This window comes from Pseudoruegeria sp. HB172150 (assembly GCF_013184805.1).
Lineage (GTDB): Bacteria > Pseudomonadota > Alphaproteobacteria > Rhodobacterales > Rhodobacteraceae > Psychromarinibacter.
In genome coordinates this window covers 74,995-87,877 of the sequence record NZ_JAATNG010000003.1, presented here as the reverse complement: position 1 = coordinate 87,877, position 12,883 = coordinate 74,995, and the positions used below count along the sequence as shown (strand labels likewise).

Annotated in this window: 18 protein-coding genes; 12 read left to right on the top strand and 6 right to left on the bottom strand. The window is 64.0% G+C overall.

Going from position 1 to position 12,883, the window contains the following annotated elements:
* Positions 1-72: 72 nt before the first annotated feature.
* The 3 genes from flaF to HCO70_RS15145 are packed head-to-tail and all read left to right on the top strand — an operon-like array spanning position 73 to position 1,684.
* Positions 73-453 (top strand): flagellar biosynthesis regulator FlaF, encoded by a 381-nt coding sequence (flaF, locus tag HCO70_RS15155; RefSeq protein ID WP_172297655.1) that lies wholly within the window; start codon positions 73-75, stop codon positions 451-453.
* The gene (gene flbT, locus HCO70_RS15150) at positions 450-854 is read left to right on the top strand and encodes a flagellar biosynthesis repressor FlbT (protein ID WP_172297653.1); all 405 of its coding nucleotides are present in this window, start codon (positions 450-452) and stop codon (positions 852-854) included. Before flaF ends, flbT begins: the two co-directional genes overlap by 4 nt.
* Positions 851-1,684 (top strand): DUF1217 domain-containing protein, encoded by an 834-nt coding sequence (locus HCO70_RS15145; protein WP_172297651.1) that lies wholly within the window; start codon positions 851-853, stop codon positions 1,682-1,684. Before flbT ends, HCO70_RS15145 begins: the two co-directional genes overlap by 4 nt.
* A gap of 58 nt (positions 1,685-1,742) precedes the next feature.
* Here the strand turns inward: HCO70_RS15145 and HCO70_RS15140 are convergent, their stop codons facing one another.
* Positions 1,743-3,122 (bottom strand): FliI/YscN family ATPase, encoded by a 1,380-nt coding sequence (locus HCO70_RS15140; protein ID WP_172297650.1) that lies wholly within the window; start codon positions 3,120-3,122, stop codon positions 1,743-1,745.
* An 81-nt stretch (positions 3,123-3,203) separates the two neighbouring features.
* Here HCO70_RS15140 and HCO70_RS15135 point away from each other — a divergent pair, with 81 nt between their 5' ends.
* From HCO70_RS15135 to HCO70_RS15095, 9 genes are read left to right on the top strand one after another with little or no spacing between them, the layout of a single operon-like run.
* A complete protein-coding gene (locus HCO70_RS15135) occupies positions 3,204-3,596 on the top strand; it encodes a FlgB family protein (RefSeq protein WP_172297648.1) in 393 nt (130 codons plus the stop codon).
* A 9-nt stretch (positions 3,597-3,605) separates the two neighbouring features.
* Positions 3,606-3,998 (top strand): flagellar basal body rod protein FlgC, encoded by a 393-nt coding sequence (flgC, locus tag HCO70_RS15130; RefSeq protein WP_172297646.1) that lies wholly within the window; start codon positions 3,606-3,608, stop codon positions 3,996-3,998.
* Between the two features lie 11 nt (positions 3,999-4,009).
* Positions 4,010-4,306: a flagellar hook-basal body complex protein FliE gene (fliE, locus tag HCO70_RS15125; protein WP_172297644.1), complete on the top strand. Its 297-nt coding sequence runs from the start codon at positions 4,010-4,012 to the stop codon at positions 4,304-4,306.
* Between the two features lie 4 nt (positions 4,307-4,310).
* A complete protein-coding gene (locus HCO70_RS15120; protein WP_172297642.1) occupies positions 4,311-4,580 on the top strand; it encodes a flagellar biosynthetic protein FliQ in 270 nt (89 codons plus the stop codon).
* Positions 4,581-4,583: 3 nt separating this feature from the next.
* Positions 4,584-5,300, top strand: a complete 717-nt coding sequence (locus HCO70_RS15115; protein ID WP_172297640.1) for a flagellar hook-basal body complex protein — start codon at positions 4,584-4,586, stop codon at positions 5,298-5,300.
* A 21-nt stretch (positions 5,301-5,321) separates the two neighbouring features.
* Complete coding sequence (gene flgG, locus HCO70_RS15110) at positions 5,322-6,107, top strand: flagellar basal-body rod protein FlgG (RefSeq protein WP_172297638.1); 786 nt, start codon at positions 5,322-5,324, stop codon at positions 6,105-6,107.
* Positions 6,107-6,544: a flagellar basal body P-ring formation chaperone FlgA gene (gene flgA, locus HCO70_RS15105; protein WP_172297636.1), complete on the top strand. Its 438-nt coding sequence runs from the start codon at positions 6,107-6,109 to the stop codon at positions 6,542-6,544. Before flgG ends, flgA begins: the two co-directional genes overlap by 1 nt.
* Positions 6,545-6,547: 3 nt before the next feature.
* Positions 6,548-7,288, top strand: coding sequence for a flagellar basal body L-ring protein FlgH (gene flgH / locus HCO70_RS15100; RefSeq protein WP_371742236.1), 741 nt, complete (start codon positions 6,548-6,550; stop codon positions 7,286-7,288).
* A gap of 9 nt (positions 7,289-7,297) precedes the next feature.
* Positions 7,298-7,816: a flagellar basal body-associated FliL family protein gene (locus tag HCO70_RS15095; protein WP_172297634.1), complete on the top strand. Its 519-nt coding sequence runs from the start codon at positions 7,298-7,300 to the stop codon at positions 7,814-7,816.
* Positions 7,817-7,892: 76 nt separating this feature from the next.
* Here HCO70_RS15095 and HCO70_RS15090 read toward each other — a convergent pair whose 3' ends face one another.
* From HCO70_RS15090 to HCO70_RS15070, 5 genes are read right to left on the bottom strand one after another with little or no spacing between them, the layout of a single operon-like run.
* Positions 7,893-8,234 (bottom strand): hypothetical protein, encoded by a 342-nt coding sequence (locus HCO70_RS15090; RefSeq protein ID WP_172297632.1) that lies wholly within the window; start codon positions 8,232-8,234, stop codon positions 7,893-7,895.
* On the bottom strand, positions 8,231-9,322 hold the full coding sequence (locus HCO70_RS15085) for a flagellar biosynthesis protein FlhB (protein ID WP_172297630.1): 1,092 nt from the start codon (positions 9,320-9,322) through the stop codon (positions 8,231-8,233). The genes HCO70_RS15090 and HCO70_RS15085 overlap by 4 nt, the downstream gene beginning before the upstream one ends.
* A complete protein-coding gene (locus HCO70_RS15080; RefSeq protein ID WP_172297628.1) occupies positions 9,319-10,098 on the bottom strand; it encodes a flagellar biosynthetic protein FliR in 780 nt (259 codons plus the stop codon). The genes HCO70_RS15085 and HCO70_RS15080 overlap by 4 nt, the downstream gene beginning before the upstream one ends.
* The gene (flhA, locus tag HCO70_RS15075; protein ID WP_172297626.1) at positions 10,095-12,182 is read right to left on the bottom strand and encodes a flagellar biosynthesis protein FlhA; all 2,088 of its coding nucleotides are present in this window, start codon (positions 12,180-12,182) and stop codon (positions 10,095-10,097) included. The genes HCO70_RS15080 and flhA overlap by 4 nt, the downstream gene beginning before the upstream one ends.
* 4 nt (positions 12,183-12,186) lie before the next feature.
* On the bottom strand, positions 12,187-12,801 hold the full coding sequence (locus tag HCO70_RS15070) for a lytic transglycosylase domain-containing protein (RefSeq protein WP_253913323.1): 615 nt from the start codon (positions 12,799-12,801) through the stop codon (positions 12,187-12,189).
* Between the last annotated feature and the right edge of the window lie 82 nt (positions 12,802-12,883).

The window sequence follows — 12,883 nt, the reverse complement described above, 5'->3', positions numbered from 1 at the left end:
CATCCGGGCGGGGCGCGGGCGATCCCCGCGCCCCATCCAACCTGACATCGCTGTTATTCGGAAGGATCCGACGTGAGCGCTCTGCATCTGGCTCGAACGGCCTACGCCATTTCCGCGGCCCCGATCCGCACCCACCAAAGCACCGAATACGATGCCTTCGCGCAGATAACGCGACGCATGAAGGAAGCGGCCGGAAAGGGCCGGCGCGGTTTCAACGCTCTCGCCTCCGCCGTTCACGACAACCGCCGCCTCTGGACTTTGCTGGCCGGGGATGTCGCAGACAAGGACAATACTCTGCCGCAGGGATTACGGGCACAGATCTTCTATCTTGCCGAGTTCACGCACCAGCATTCGCCGAAAGTGCTGAACGGCTCTGCCAGCGCTGACATCCTGATCGATATAAACACGGCCGTCATGCGCGGCCTGCGCCAGCAGGAGCTCGCAGCGCCATGAGCGGGCTGGTCCTGAAGCTCGGACCGCGCGAGCGTGTGCTCATCAACGGCGCAGTGATCGAGAACGGCGAACGGCGGTCGCGGCTGTCGATCGTCACGCCGAACGCCAATATCCTGCGGCTGCGCGACGCGATCCACCCGGAAGAGGTGACCACGCCGGTGCGGCGCGTCTGCTACATCGCGCAGTTGGTGTTATCCGGCGATGCGGAGCCGGAGGAAGCCAAGCTGCAACTGTTGCGGGGGATCGAGCAGCTGAGCCAGGCGATGCGGGACACCGACAGCCGGCAGCAACTGGCGCTCGCCTCGGATTCGGTAGTGGACGGGCAATTCTATCAGGCAATGAAGGCGCTGCGCACCCTGCTGCCCAGAGAGGAGCGGCTGCTGGCTGCATCACGGACATGACCTTTCAGCCAGTCATCCCCGTCGGCGGTTTCGCCGGCTGGTCCTTCCTGAACCGCACCCGCGAGGTGCAGCAGGAAGCGTTCGACAATTCCAGCCGGATTTCCCGCGACGTCGAATATTTCAAGGAAAAGATCGGCAAGGTGCTGAGCGCCGAGGACTTGATATCCGACCGCCGACTGCTGCGCGTGGCGCTCGGCGCTTTCGGCCTCGATGAGGACATCGGCAACAAGTACTACCTTCGGAAGGTTCTGGATGACGGCACGCTGAACGATGACGCGCTGGCCAACCGTCTGTCGGATAAGCGCTATTACAGTTTCTCCAAGGCCTTCGGTTTCGGCGATTTCGACACGCCACGTACGGTGCTGTCCGACTTTCCGTCCGAGATTACCGATGCGTTCAAGCGGAAGCAGTTCGAGATCGCAGTGGGCGAGCGGGACCCCAACATGCGGCTGGCCCTGGGTCTCGACAGCGCCTTGTTGGAGATCGCCGAGAAGGACACGACAGAGAACGGCCGTTGGTTCACGGTGATGGGGCAGGGGCCGGTGCGGGCGGTGTTCGAGACGGCGCTGGGTCTGCCGACCGCGGTCGGCGCGCTGGACCTTGACCAGCAGTTGACCATCTTTCGTGATCGCGCGCTTTCCCGCTTCGGCAATGGCGAGGTGGCGCAGTTCACCGATTCCGCCAAGCGCGAGGAGCTTGTGCGGCTGTTCCTTGTCCAAGCCGAGCTCCGAACTGTCTCGGCCAGCCATTCCGCGGGGACTGCTGCGCTGACGCTGCTGCAGTCGCGGTCGGTGACAAGCGTGGTCGGGCTATACGCCTCTTTCGGTTGACTGTGTTGCGCTGCGAACTCGGTGGATGAGTCTTCCAGAGCAGGACCACCGCAGGCGATCAGCCAGAGCCGACCGAACCTTGATTTCCAGTCTTCTCGGGCTGCGATGTGTCGGCTGCCACCTTCTGGCCGAGGCACTCTGCGAGCCTTGCAAAGCTGGCTGACACGCCGCCCGGCGCGGTCTCGGAAATGTAGGCGTCGAGTGACGGAAACGTACGGATCGCCGCGTCGATCTCCGGGTCAGAACCCATGGAGTAGAGACCGGCCTGGATCATCATCTCTGACCGGTCATAGGTGCCCAGCCGATGCCGCGCCTCGGCAATCAACCGGTTCTCTGCCTCGCTGGCGGCGAGTGGTAAAGAGCGCGAGACCGAGCGCAGAAGGTCGATGGCGGGAAACCGGCCGCGCTCCGCGATCCGCCGATCGAGCACGACATGGCCGTCCAGCACCCCGCGCAGGATGTCGGCGATGGGCTCTTCCATATCCGACCCGGCGACCAGCACGCTGAAGACGGCGGTGATATCGCCGGTCTGGGCGGTGCCGGTACCGGAACGCTCGCAGAGCGCCGTGATCAGGTGTGCGGTGGACGGCGGGTAGCCGCGCAGACTGCCCGCCTCGCCCGCCGCAAGCGCAACTTCGCGATGGGAATCGGCGAAGCGCGTGACCGAGTCCGCGAGGAACAGCACCTGCCGCCCCTGGTCGCGAAAATGTTCGGCCACGGCCATCGCCGTCCAGCCACAGCGGCGCCGTACCATGGGCGATGTGTCAGAAGTAGCGGCAACGACGACTGCGCGCGACATGCCGGCGGGGCCGAGCACGCGTTCGACGAATTCGCGGACCTCGCGCCCGCGCTCGCCGATCATCGCGATCACGACGATGTCGGCCTGAAGCCCCAACGCCAGCTTGGCGAGCAGCGTGGTCTTGCCGACCCCGGAGCCAGCAAACAGCCCGATCCGCTGGCCGCGCACGATGGGCAGCATGGTGTCGAAGACGGCCATCCCCGTTTGCAGCCGGGCGCCGAGGCCGCGCCGTTCCGTCGGGTTCAGCGGCTGACCGCGCAGCAACCGAGGACGATCGCCACGCAGTATCGGGCCGCCGTCGAGCGACTTGCCGAACGGGTCGATGACACGGCCGATCCAGCTGTCATGCGGTGCGACGGTGTTCTGCCCTTGCAGGATCACGTGATCGCCAATCCGCAGCCCGTCGGCATTGCCGTCGGGCAGGATGGTGACCGAGTCCGGGGATAGCGTCAGCACTTCGCCCAGCATCGGCTCACCGTGCCCGTCGGGCAGTGACACCAGATCACCCAGCGCGGCGCAGTCGGACAGGCCTGCGACTGTCACGATGCCACCGCCAAGCGACACGATCCGCCCAACCGGGCGCACCGCCCGTATCGCCTTTATCTCCGCCGTCAGCGCATCCAACCCGACGCCACTCATCGCAAATCCTCCTGCAACCCGAAACGGTTTCTAAAGGAATCAGGGTTAAGCCCGAGTTGCGTTTTCGAGGGAGAAGCCCCGATGTTCGACAGAATAGAGATTTTTCGCATGGCGCATGCGCTGGCGGCTCATGCCAGCGCGCGGCAGGCTGAGATAGCCGCCAATGTCGCTAATGCCGATACGCCAGGCTACCGTGCCCACGACGTTGAAGCATTCTCCGAATTCTACAAGGCGGACCGGGGCGGTGCCGGAATGCGAAGCACCCGCGCCGGCCATCTTGGCGAAGGAAGCGGTGACGCCGTGCAGCTTCGCCGCTTCGAGACGCAGACAGAGGCCGCACCGAACGGCAACACTGTTTCCCTGGAATCCGAAATGATGAAGGCGGCGCAGGTGAGCTATGCGCACGACTCTGCGCTTTCGGTCTACGAGGCTGCGCGCAATGTCCTGCGCCTCAGCCTTGGCCGCGGGCGATAGGGTAGGGCGATGAGCGACCTTCTCAGAACTCTCACCGCCTCGGCCAGCGGGATGATGGCCCAGGCGATGCGCCTGCGCCATGTGTCCGAGAACATCGCGAATGCGGATACGCCAGGGTACCGGCGCAAGACGCTGGCCTTCAACGAGATCAAGGATGCCGGGCACGGTACCGGGCTGGTGGAGCCCGGACGCGTCCAGCTGGACCAGCGGGAACTGCCGCGGGAATACGACCCGTCGCACCCGCTGGCCGACGAGACCGGCCACTACGATGGATCGAATGTCGATCTGGTGGTCGAGATCGCTGACGCGCGCGAAGCGCAGCGCAGCTACGAGGCGAACCTCAAGATGTTCGACCAGGCCCGGCAAATGTCGACCCGCCTGCTTGAACTGTTACGGAGATAGGAGACACCAGAATGGATATCCGATCTTATCTTGCTACGCATGGTTATGCCGCAACCCGTCCGGCAACAGCGCCGAAGCCATTGCCGGACGGACCCTCCGCCGGGACGGAGTTCGGGGCCCTGGCCGAAGATTTCGCCACCACGATCCACAAGGGTGAAGAGGCAGCCAAATCGGTGCTGACCGGCGGGGCGGACCCGCATGCGCTGGTGCAGGCGCTCGCCCAGACTGAGCTGGCGGTGGAGACCGCTGTGACGGTGCGCGACAAGGTCGTCGAGGCCTACCAGGAAATCCTGCGGATGCCGGTCTGACACGATGCTGACCGAGTTCCTGTTCTACGATACATTGCGGCAGGGGCTGTGGATCGCCGTCGTGATCTCTGCCCCCATCCTGACCGTGGCGTTGATCACCGGGTTGTTCATTGGCCTGTTTCAGGCACTGACCTCGGTGCAGGAAATGACGCTTACCTTCGTGCCGAAGCTCGCCGCCATTGCCGCGGTTTTCTGGGCGACGATGGGGTTCATGACCGAAACGCTGACCGGTTTTTTCAGCCGGCAGATCGTGCCGCTGATCGCGGGGGGGTAGGCAATGGATTCGCCTGGATATATCGCCCTGACGCGCCAGTCGGGACTGATGCGCGAGTTGAACTCGGTGGCGCTGAACATCGCCAATATCTCAACCACTGGCTATCGTCGCGAGGTGCCGATTTTTGCCGAGTTCGTCAAGGACACCGGCCAGCCCTTCGACTCGCTGTCGATGACCAATGCCGATGTGCGCAACATCAACCAGGAGCAGGGGCCGCTGACCCAGACCAAGGGCACCTTCGATTTCGCGATCGAGGGCGAAGGCTATTTCCTGCTGGAAACGCCCGAGGGACAAATGCTGTCCCGCGCCGGAAGCTTCACCCCGAATGCCGATGGCGAGCTGGTGGCACCCGACGGCGCCCGCCTGCTCGATGGGGCCGGTGCACCCGTCTTCGTGCCGGCGGACGCGACGTCTGTCTCGGTGGCAGCTGACGGCACGCTGTCGGTCGACGGCCAGCCGTTCGCGCAGCTGGGGGTCTGGGCTCCAAACGATCCAACCGATCTGGGCCGCCGCGCGGGTAGCCGGTTCATGGCCGAGAACGGCGTTCAGGCGATCGAGGGTGGAGTGATTCTGCAGGGGTACCTGGAGGGATCGAACGTGGACCCGATCAGCGAGATCTCCCGAATGATCGAAGTGCAGCACGCCTACGAGCAGGCGCAAAAGTTCATAGACAAGGAAGACGAGCGGATCCGCGCCGTGATCCGGACCCTCGGACGATAGAGACCGCAAAGGAGCAGAACCGTGCGTGCCTTGCAGATTGCCGCCACCGGGATGAGTGCCCAGCAGATGCGGGTCGAGGTTGTTTCGAACAACCTCGCCAACATGTCGACCACCGGCTACAACGCCCGCCGCGCCGAGTTCTCGGACCTTCATTACCAGCAGGTGGTGCGTCCCGGTACGGTGAACGCGACGGATGGAACGATCCTGCCAACGGGAGTGCAGCTGGGCTTGGGTGTCCGGCCCGCGGCAGTCTCGATCCACCTGGAGCAGGGAACCATCGCCCAGACCGGCGGCGACCTCGACATCGCCATCGAGGGCACCGGTTACCTGGAAGTGACCTTGCCCGACGGTCGGTCCGCCTTTACCCGCGACGGCGCGCTGAAGCGGACGGCCGACGGGCTGATCGTGACCTCCGACGGGTTTCCCGTGGTGCCGGATATCGCAATTCCGGATGACGTGCGCGCGATTTCGATCAATGCGCAAGGTGAGGTGTTCGCCTATTTCGCAGATGCGGTCGCGGCGCAGGAACTTGGTCAGTTCTCTCTGGCCGGGTTCTCGAATGCAAAAGGCCTGGAAGCAATCGGAAGCAACCTGTTCGTGGAGACCTCGGCTTCCGGCGCAGCCATCATCGGCGCACCGGGCGAGGACGGGTTGGGCACCATCCGCCAGGGATATCTCGAAGAAAGCTCGGTCGACGCGGTACGCGAGATCACCGAACTGATCGAGGCACAGCGCGGCTACGAGCTGAATGCCAAAGTCATCACCGCCGCCGACCAGATGCTGGCGGCGACGACACAGGTCCGCTGATGCGAGTTGTGGCCACCTTGCTTCTGCTTCTGTCTGCGCCTGCGCCCGCGCACGCCGATACGCTGGTGGCGGCGCGGACGGTTCGGGCGCAGGCGATCATCACGCCGGTCGACCTGGCGATAATCGACAGGACGATCCCCGGAACGCTCGCCGACGCCAGCGAGGCGGTCGGCATGGAGAGCCGCGTAGTGCTTTATGCCGGGCGGCCGATCCGGCCAGGCGATATCGGTCCGCCGGCGATCATCGATCGCAACCAGGTTGTCACCTTAACCTATCGCAGCGGTCCCCTGACCATAGCTGCCGAGGCACGGGCACTTGGTCGCGCCGGCATCGGTGATGTCGTGCGGGTCATGAACCTTGCCTCGCGGAACACGGTGACCGGGATCGTACGCGCCGACGGAACGGTCTCCGTGGGCGGCACCCCCTCTTCGGAGTAGCGCATGATGAAGACGATGCGGACGGGTTTGATGTTCGGCGCGATCCTGCTGGCGGTGGGCGCATGCGGGCGGTTGGAAGATGTCGGCAAGGCGCCGGATTTTACCTCGATCCGCGACGGCGATGAGTATTATGCAATGATGTCGCGGCCTTTGCCAATATCGCTGGATCCAGTAACGCCCACCGGTGGTGCTTCACTGTGGAACGGCGGGCGCGAGTCGCTTTTGGGCGACCGGCGCGCGATGACCCAGGGTGACATCCTGACGGTGGTAATCGAGATCGACGACAGCGCCGAGATTTCCAACTCCACCGACCGGTCCCGCAGCGGGTCGGAAAGTATGAGCATCACCCAGCTGTTCGGTATCCCGCAGCGTATCAACGAGGATCTGCCGGACGGCGCATCTTTGAGCCCGGGCGTCGATACCAACAGCACAAGTTCGGCATCCGGTGACGGGTCGGTCAGCCGGAACGAGAAGCTGGAGTTGCGCATCGCAGCGACCGTAACCGGCGTGCTGCCGAACGGCATCCTGCAGATCGTAGGCAAGCAGGAGGTGCGCGTGAACTTCGAGCTGCGCGAGCTGCTGGTGACAGGTTATGTGCGTCCGCAGGACATCTCGCGCCAGAACGAAATAACCTATGACAAGATCGCCGCTGCCCGGATCTCCTATGGTGGCCGAGGGCAGATTACCGACGTGCAGCAGCCGCGCTATGGGCAGCAGATCGCCGATATCATCCTGCCGTTCTGAGGTGCCGCGATGCTTGGTAAACTGATCCCACTTCTGCTGGCATTGATCGGGCTTGGCGCCGGTGTCGGTGCGGGGATCGCGCTGCGCCCAACACATGACGAGATGGCACTGGAGGATCCTTGCGGCGACATGTCCGGTCATGACGGCGAGGAAACGCAAGTGACCGACGGACATGAGGACGAGGACGTTGAGGAAGAGGCGTCGTCGCACGATTACGTCAAGCTCAACAACCAGTTCATCGTGCCGGTCGTCTCGGACGGGCGGGTGAATTCGTTGGTGGTGATGTCGCTGACGATCGAGGTGCCATTGGGCCAGACCGAGGCGATCTACGAACGTGAGCCGAAGCTGCGCGATGCGTTGCTTCAGGTCATGTTTGACCACGCCAATGCCGGCGGGTTCGATGGCGCCTTCACCAACGGTAGCCAGCTCAACGTTCTACGCAATGCCCTGCGAGAGGCCGCGCAAAAGACCGTGGGCCCTCTTGTCAGCGATGTGCTGATTCTGGATATCGTGCGGCAGGACAACTGAGCGCATCGGGTCGCAGCCTTAGAGAGGTTGCGGCGCGCGCCTGTCGCCGCTTTCGCGATTTAAATAGTGGCGCAGCTTACCTGCCCTTCCGCCGGGCCAGCCGCTCCAGCGCATCGGCACGTCCAAAGGCGCGCCTTGCCACGACGCCTTGGCCTTCTGCCTGCGCTGCGGCCTGGGATACCGCCCGCGATAACCGCCCAGTTTCTGCCGCGTTAAGCCTTAGCCAGTCTTCGACGCTTCCTGCGATATGCGCTGGGTCCGGCGCTGCCTGGCTTAGGGCGCGCATGCGGGCTTCCCGACTGACGGAAAGTTCTGACTCGGCCTTGCGCCGCTGCTCGGACAACTTGTTGAGACGGGTAAGCTCGCGGTCACGGATCAGCCCGGCCAGCCGGGCGAGTGTTTTGAGCCCGTCGTTCACCCAAGGCCCCTCCGTGCCCGTGCGCGCATCGCTTCGGCAAAGCGGATCGCTGCGGCGACGGCCTGGTAATGTTCCGGCTGGACTTCCTCGCCCAGCTCGACTGTCGCATAAAGAGCGCGCGCGGTGTCCGGATCGCGATGAATCGGGACCGCCGCCTCTGCCGCAATCTCGCGAATGCGAGCGGCGATCTCGTCAATCCCCTTGGCGACGCAGACCGGGGCCGAGCCTGGCTTCCGGTTCCAGGTCAGGGCGACCGCGTAGTGTTCGGGGTTCACCAGTACCACGTCTGCGCCGGGCACGTCCCGCAGCATCCTGTTCATGGCGATGTCCATCGCCCTTTGGCGCCGCTGCTGCTTCATATGCGGGTCGCCCTCGGTCTGTTTGGTCTCGTCCGTCAGTTCCTTGCGCGACATGCGGTGCTTGCGGATGTGTTCCTGATGCTGCCAGAGCAGGTCGACAAAGCCGATTGACGCGGCGATCGCCAGAACGATGGCCAGGAAACCTATAGCCAGTTGCCCCAGCGTGGCGAGGGCCGACGCTGTGCTCAGCTGAGCTGCCGTAACGATCTGCGGCAGCTGGCGATAGAGGTAGATACCCAGCAATGCCGAGTAGATCGTGAGTTTCACCGCGCTTTTGGCGAACTCGAACAGTCCGCCGCGGCCGAACTTGTTCTTGGCATTCGATAGGATCGAAATGCGGTTGAGCTTTGGCTTCAGCTTTTCGGGTGCAAGGACGATGGCGCGCTGCGATACGATGGCCAGGAGCGCCGCAAGGGCCGGCAGGCCCAGCCAGATAGCAACGGGTCCGGACAGAACGCCGATCAGGTCGAGGGTCAGGGGTGTGCCACCATCGGCGAACCAGACGAGCGACAGGCTGTCGGAGCGACCGATCAGGTCCGCCAGGGACGATCCGACGGTGGCCATGCTGGTAGAGCCGAAGGCGATCAACACCATCAGCAAGCCGCCATATGCGGCCGCGGTCGTGAGGTCGGCGGATTTCGGGAACTCGCCCTTGCGGCGCGCATCCTCAAGTTTCTTTTGCGTCGGGTCGTGGGATTTCTCGCCGCTTTCGTCCGGGTTCTCGCTCATGGCGTGCCGCCATAAGGGTCGGCGAGGAAGCCGAAAAAGCCGTCGCTCCAGACCTTCAGTATTAGTGGTAGCGTCAGGAAGAGCAGGATCAGCCCGCCCGCGGTGATCGCTGGGGCGCCGACGAATGCGACCATCAGCTGCGGCATCGCCTTGTTGATGACACCGAGCGCTACGTTGTAGATCAGTGACGCGATAACGAAGGGTGCGGCCAGGGCAAAGGCCATGCGGAATGCCTGAGCCACGCGCTCCGCCCCCCAGGCAGACAACAGATCCGGTGCCGGGAAGCGGCCGGGCGGGAAGACCTGATAGGAACCGATCAGCATTTCCGCCACACGCAGGTGCAACCCGGCCATAACTGCCAGTGCCAGGCCGGATATCACCATCAGGTGGCCCATCGCCGGCAGAGGCTCGACCCCGGCCGAGCCGAGGATCTGCGATAGCGAAGTGGACTGCGCGGCGATGGACCCTGCCGTCTGCAGAACGATGACGAACATCCGGAGGAGCAGACCGAAAGCGAGGCCGATAACCACTTCGGACAGAAGGATCTGTAGCATTCCGGTGCCGTCGGTCAGGACCTCGAGGACCGGGGATGTCACGGCGGGCGCCACGATCAATGTGAAGGCGAGGGTCAGCACCAGCCGTACCCGTTCCGGCACCGAGCGTTCGGAAAAGGCGGGCAACAGGGCCATGACCGCACCGATCCGAAGGAATACGACCAATCCGACGGCGATGCCAGTGCGGCCAGCGTCCAGCAGATCGGCGAGGATCGCAGTCATGCCGGCACCATGCCGACCAGGGCTGGGCGTGCATCGGTCCCGATCTCCTCGAAAGAGAAGACCGGATTCATGATACCCTTGGCCGAGAGAACGGTGCGCAGGAATCGTCTGCGCCGCCGGGAGGTGACCAGCGCGGGGTAGATCCCGGTTTCACCCGCCTTGGCCAGCCGGTCGGCCACGGCGTTGGCGAGGCGGTTGAAATCCTCAGGCGGCAGCGCCACATCCTGCTGCCCGAAATCACCGTCGAGCTGGTGGTTGGAAAAATGTTCCTCCCATTCCGGGGCCAGCTGCACCAGGGGCAACGTGCCATCCGGACGTTTAATCTCGGCGATCAACTGGAAGCCGAGGCGCTGCCGCACATGCTCGCAGATCGTCTCTGGCGTGGCATGTGCGCCGCGCGCCTCGGCGATACTTTCGAGGATCAGCGGCATGTTGCGGATCGACACCCTTTCTTCCAGTAGTAGCCGCAGCACGGTCAGTAGCAGGTCGACCGGCACCCGGTCGGGGATCATCTCGTCCAGCAGGCGCCGGTTCGCGTCGGCACGCTTCGGGTCGCTCAGGTTGGCGAATTCATCGAGCAGCCGTCGCAGGGCCTTGAGACCGAGAAGCCGCGCGAAGTTGCGTTTCATCACTTCCAGAAGATGGGTGGCCAACACCTCGGTCGGGGTCACGATGGTGGTACCGGCAAGGGCCGCCCGTTCCTGCTGAGCGGTGCCGATCCAGCGCGCCGGCGCGCCATAGACAGGTTCCTTGACATCGTCGCCGGGTGGAAGATCCTCCGGCTCTGCCGCCACGATCGCCAGCACCTTGTCGGGCATCAGCCGGTCCCGTGCCTGCTCGACACCCTGTATCCTGATGACATATCCACCGGGCGGCAAGGACGCCTCGTCGGTCAGCCGGATTTCTGGCAGGATCAGCCCGTACACCGTGGCGACATGCATCCGCATATTCGCGATCCGCGCATCGAGGCCGGTGCCCGGATCGAGTACCATGGTCACTAGGTCTGGCGCGAATTCAACATGAATATCGTCCAGGTCCAGCATGTCTCCCAGCGAGGCGGCGCGCGGTTCGCTTTCCTGTGCCGGGGTGTCATCGCTTTCCTGTTCCGCCCGTTGCCGGGCCACTCGCTGGCCGTGGAGCGCGCCGGCACCCAGAACCACTGCACCGATGACGAAGGGGACGAAGGGCAGGCCGGGAACCAGCGCGAAGAGCACCATCAGAACTGCTACGGTCATCAGGGCGGCGGGATAGCGACCGATCTGGCTGAACAGGGCCAGGTCCGTAGATCCTGCCAAACCGCCGCGCGCCAGCAGGAGCGCGGAGGCGATGGAGATGATCACGGCGGGGATCTGGCTGACCAGCCCGTCGCCGACCGTCAGGATGGCATAGGTCTCGAAGGCCTGGCTTAGCGGCATACCGTGAAGCGCCGTGCCAATGATCAGCCCCATGACCAGGTTCAGCAAGGTGATCAGCAAACCTGCGATGGCGTCACCCTTGACGAATTTAGAAGCGCCGTCGAGCGAGCCGAAGAAGGTCGTCTCCTGCTGTTCTCGTTCACGCCGCGCCTTTGCCTCGGAATGGTTGATTGCGCCGGCGGACATATCGCTGTCGATTGCCAGTTGCTTACCCGGCATCCCGTCGAGCGCAAAGCGCGCGCCGACCTCGGCCATACGCGCGGCGCCCTTGGTAATGACGATGAAGTTGACGATGAGCAGTACGCCAAAGACGACGAGCCCGAGAAAGACCGAGCCGCCCATGACGAACATGGCGAAGCCCTCGATCACGTTTCCGGCGGCCTGGGTGCCGGTGTGACCCTGGCCGATGATCAGTTTCGTCGAGGAGACATTGAGCGACAGGCGCAGCATGAGCGAGGCAAGCAACACGGTTGGAAAGACCGAGAAATCCAGCGGCCGCTCGATGAACAGGGTGACGGTAAAGATCAGGATCGCCAGCGCGAAGGATGCGGCTAGGCCGACATCCAGTACCCAGGCCGGCATAGGCAGGATCATCATTACGATGATCGCCATCAGGGCCAGCGCCAGCAGGATCGTCGGCTGGAACAATGCGGACAGTTTCAAGTCCATCCGGTCACTCCTGCCCGAAGAGGCCGGCGATGGCGGTCCCGCCACGCAGCGGGACCAGCGAGCCGAGCTGCCCCTGCGCGGCCTCGGAGAGGAGCAGCGGATAGGTGTTCACAGGCGGTTCCGGCACTGACGGCGGGGTGGTGGCAACAGTTGGCGGGACCATTTGCAGCGATGCGCGCAGGCGGTCGAACCGCCGCCGGTAGCTTTCCGCATGCACCGGTGTGCGCGAGTGGTACGCGCCGGCGGCAAGGCTCCAGTCCCCGGTTTCACTGTAAAGCCGGGCCAGGAAATCCGCGGCGTAGCGCGCGTTTGCCAAAGGGTCGAACATCGCGTCGATGGAGACGAAGGCATGGCCATGCCAGCGGTAGTTGATCTGGAAGCAGCCGATATCGAAGCTGCGCGCGCCGGCCTGGAAATGCGTGTCGGCATAGGCCAGGGCCGCGGCGCGTGTGTCGAACCACTCACCCTTGCCCTCCATATTCACGGTCCAGGGCCACGGGCGGAGCGTTCCGTTTTCCTGACGGCCTGTTTCCGTCAGCGCGATGGCGCGCAGGACATCCAGCGGAACGCCGGACTCCCGGGCGGTGATGACTGCGGCTCGTTCGCAGAGATCCGGCAAGCCGTGGGAAGTGCCGGCAGTTGTCGGCCCGGACGCACAAAGCATCAGCACAACACTGCAGGTCACCGCCGCGAGAGCGACA

Excerpts from the sequence above, each read along its gene's own strand:
- HCO70_RS15115 (WP_172297640.1), top strand. The coding sequence starts at position 4,584 with ATGGATTCGCCTGGATATATCGCCCTGACGCGCCAGTCGGGACTGATG.
- HCO70_RS15085 (WP_172297630.1), bottom strand. The coding sequence starts at position 9,322 with ATGAGCGAGAACCCGGACGAAAGCGGCGAGAAATCCCACGACCCGACG.
- HCO70_RS15145 (WP_172297651.1), top strand. The coding sequence starts at position 851 with ATGACCTTTCAGCCAGTCATCCCCGTCGGCGGTTTCGCCGGCTGGTCC.
- flgH (WP_371742236.1), top strand. The coding sequence starts at position 6,548 with ATGATGAAGACGATGCGGACGGGTTTGATGTTCGGCGCGATCCTGCTG.
- HCO70_RS15140 (WP_172297650.1), bottom strand. The coding sequence starts at position 3,122 with ATGAGTGGCGTCGGGTTGGATGCGCTGACGGCGGAGATAAAGGCGATA.
- flgA (WP_172297636.1), top strand. The coding sequence starts at position 6,107 with ATGCGAGTTGTGGCCACCTTGCTTCTGCTTCTGTCTGCGCCTGCGCCC.
- HCO70_RS15135 (WP_172297648.1), top strand. The coding sequence starts at position 3,204 with ATGTTCGACAGAATAGAGATTTTTCGCATGGCGCATGCGCTGGCGGCT.
- flgC (WP_172297646.1), top strand. The coding sequence starts at position 3,606 with ATGAGCGACCTTCTCAGAACTCTCACCGCCTCGGCCAGCGGGATGATG.
- flbT (WP_172297653.1), top strand. The coding sequence starts at position 450 with ATGAGCGGGCTGGTCCTGAAGCTCGGACCGCGCGAGCGTGTGCTCATC.
- HCO70_RS15095 (WP_172297634.1), top strand. The coding sequence starts at position 7,298 with ATGCTTGGTAAACTGATCCCACTTCTGCTGGCATTGATCGGGCTTGGC.
- HCO70_RS15120 (WP_172297642.1), top strand. The coding sequence starts at position 4,311 with ATGCTGACCGAGTTCCTGTTCTACGATACATTGCGGCAGGGGCTGTGG.
- HCO70_RS15080 (WP_172297628.1), bottom strand. The coding sequence starts at position 10,098 with ATGACTGCGATCCTCGCCGATCTGCTGGACGCTGGCCGCACTGGCATC.
- flhA (WP_172297626.1), bottom strand. The coding sequence starts at position 12,182 with ATGGACTTGAAACTGTCCGCATTGTTCCAGCCGACGATCCTGCTGGCG.
- fliE (WP_172297644.1), top strand. The coding sequence starts at position 4,010 with ATGGATATCCGATCTTATCTTGCTACGCATGGTTATGCCGCAACCCGT.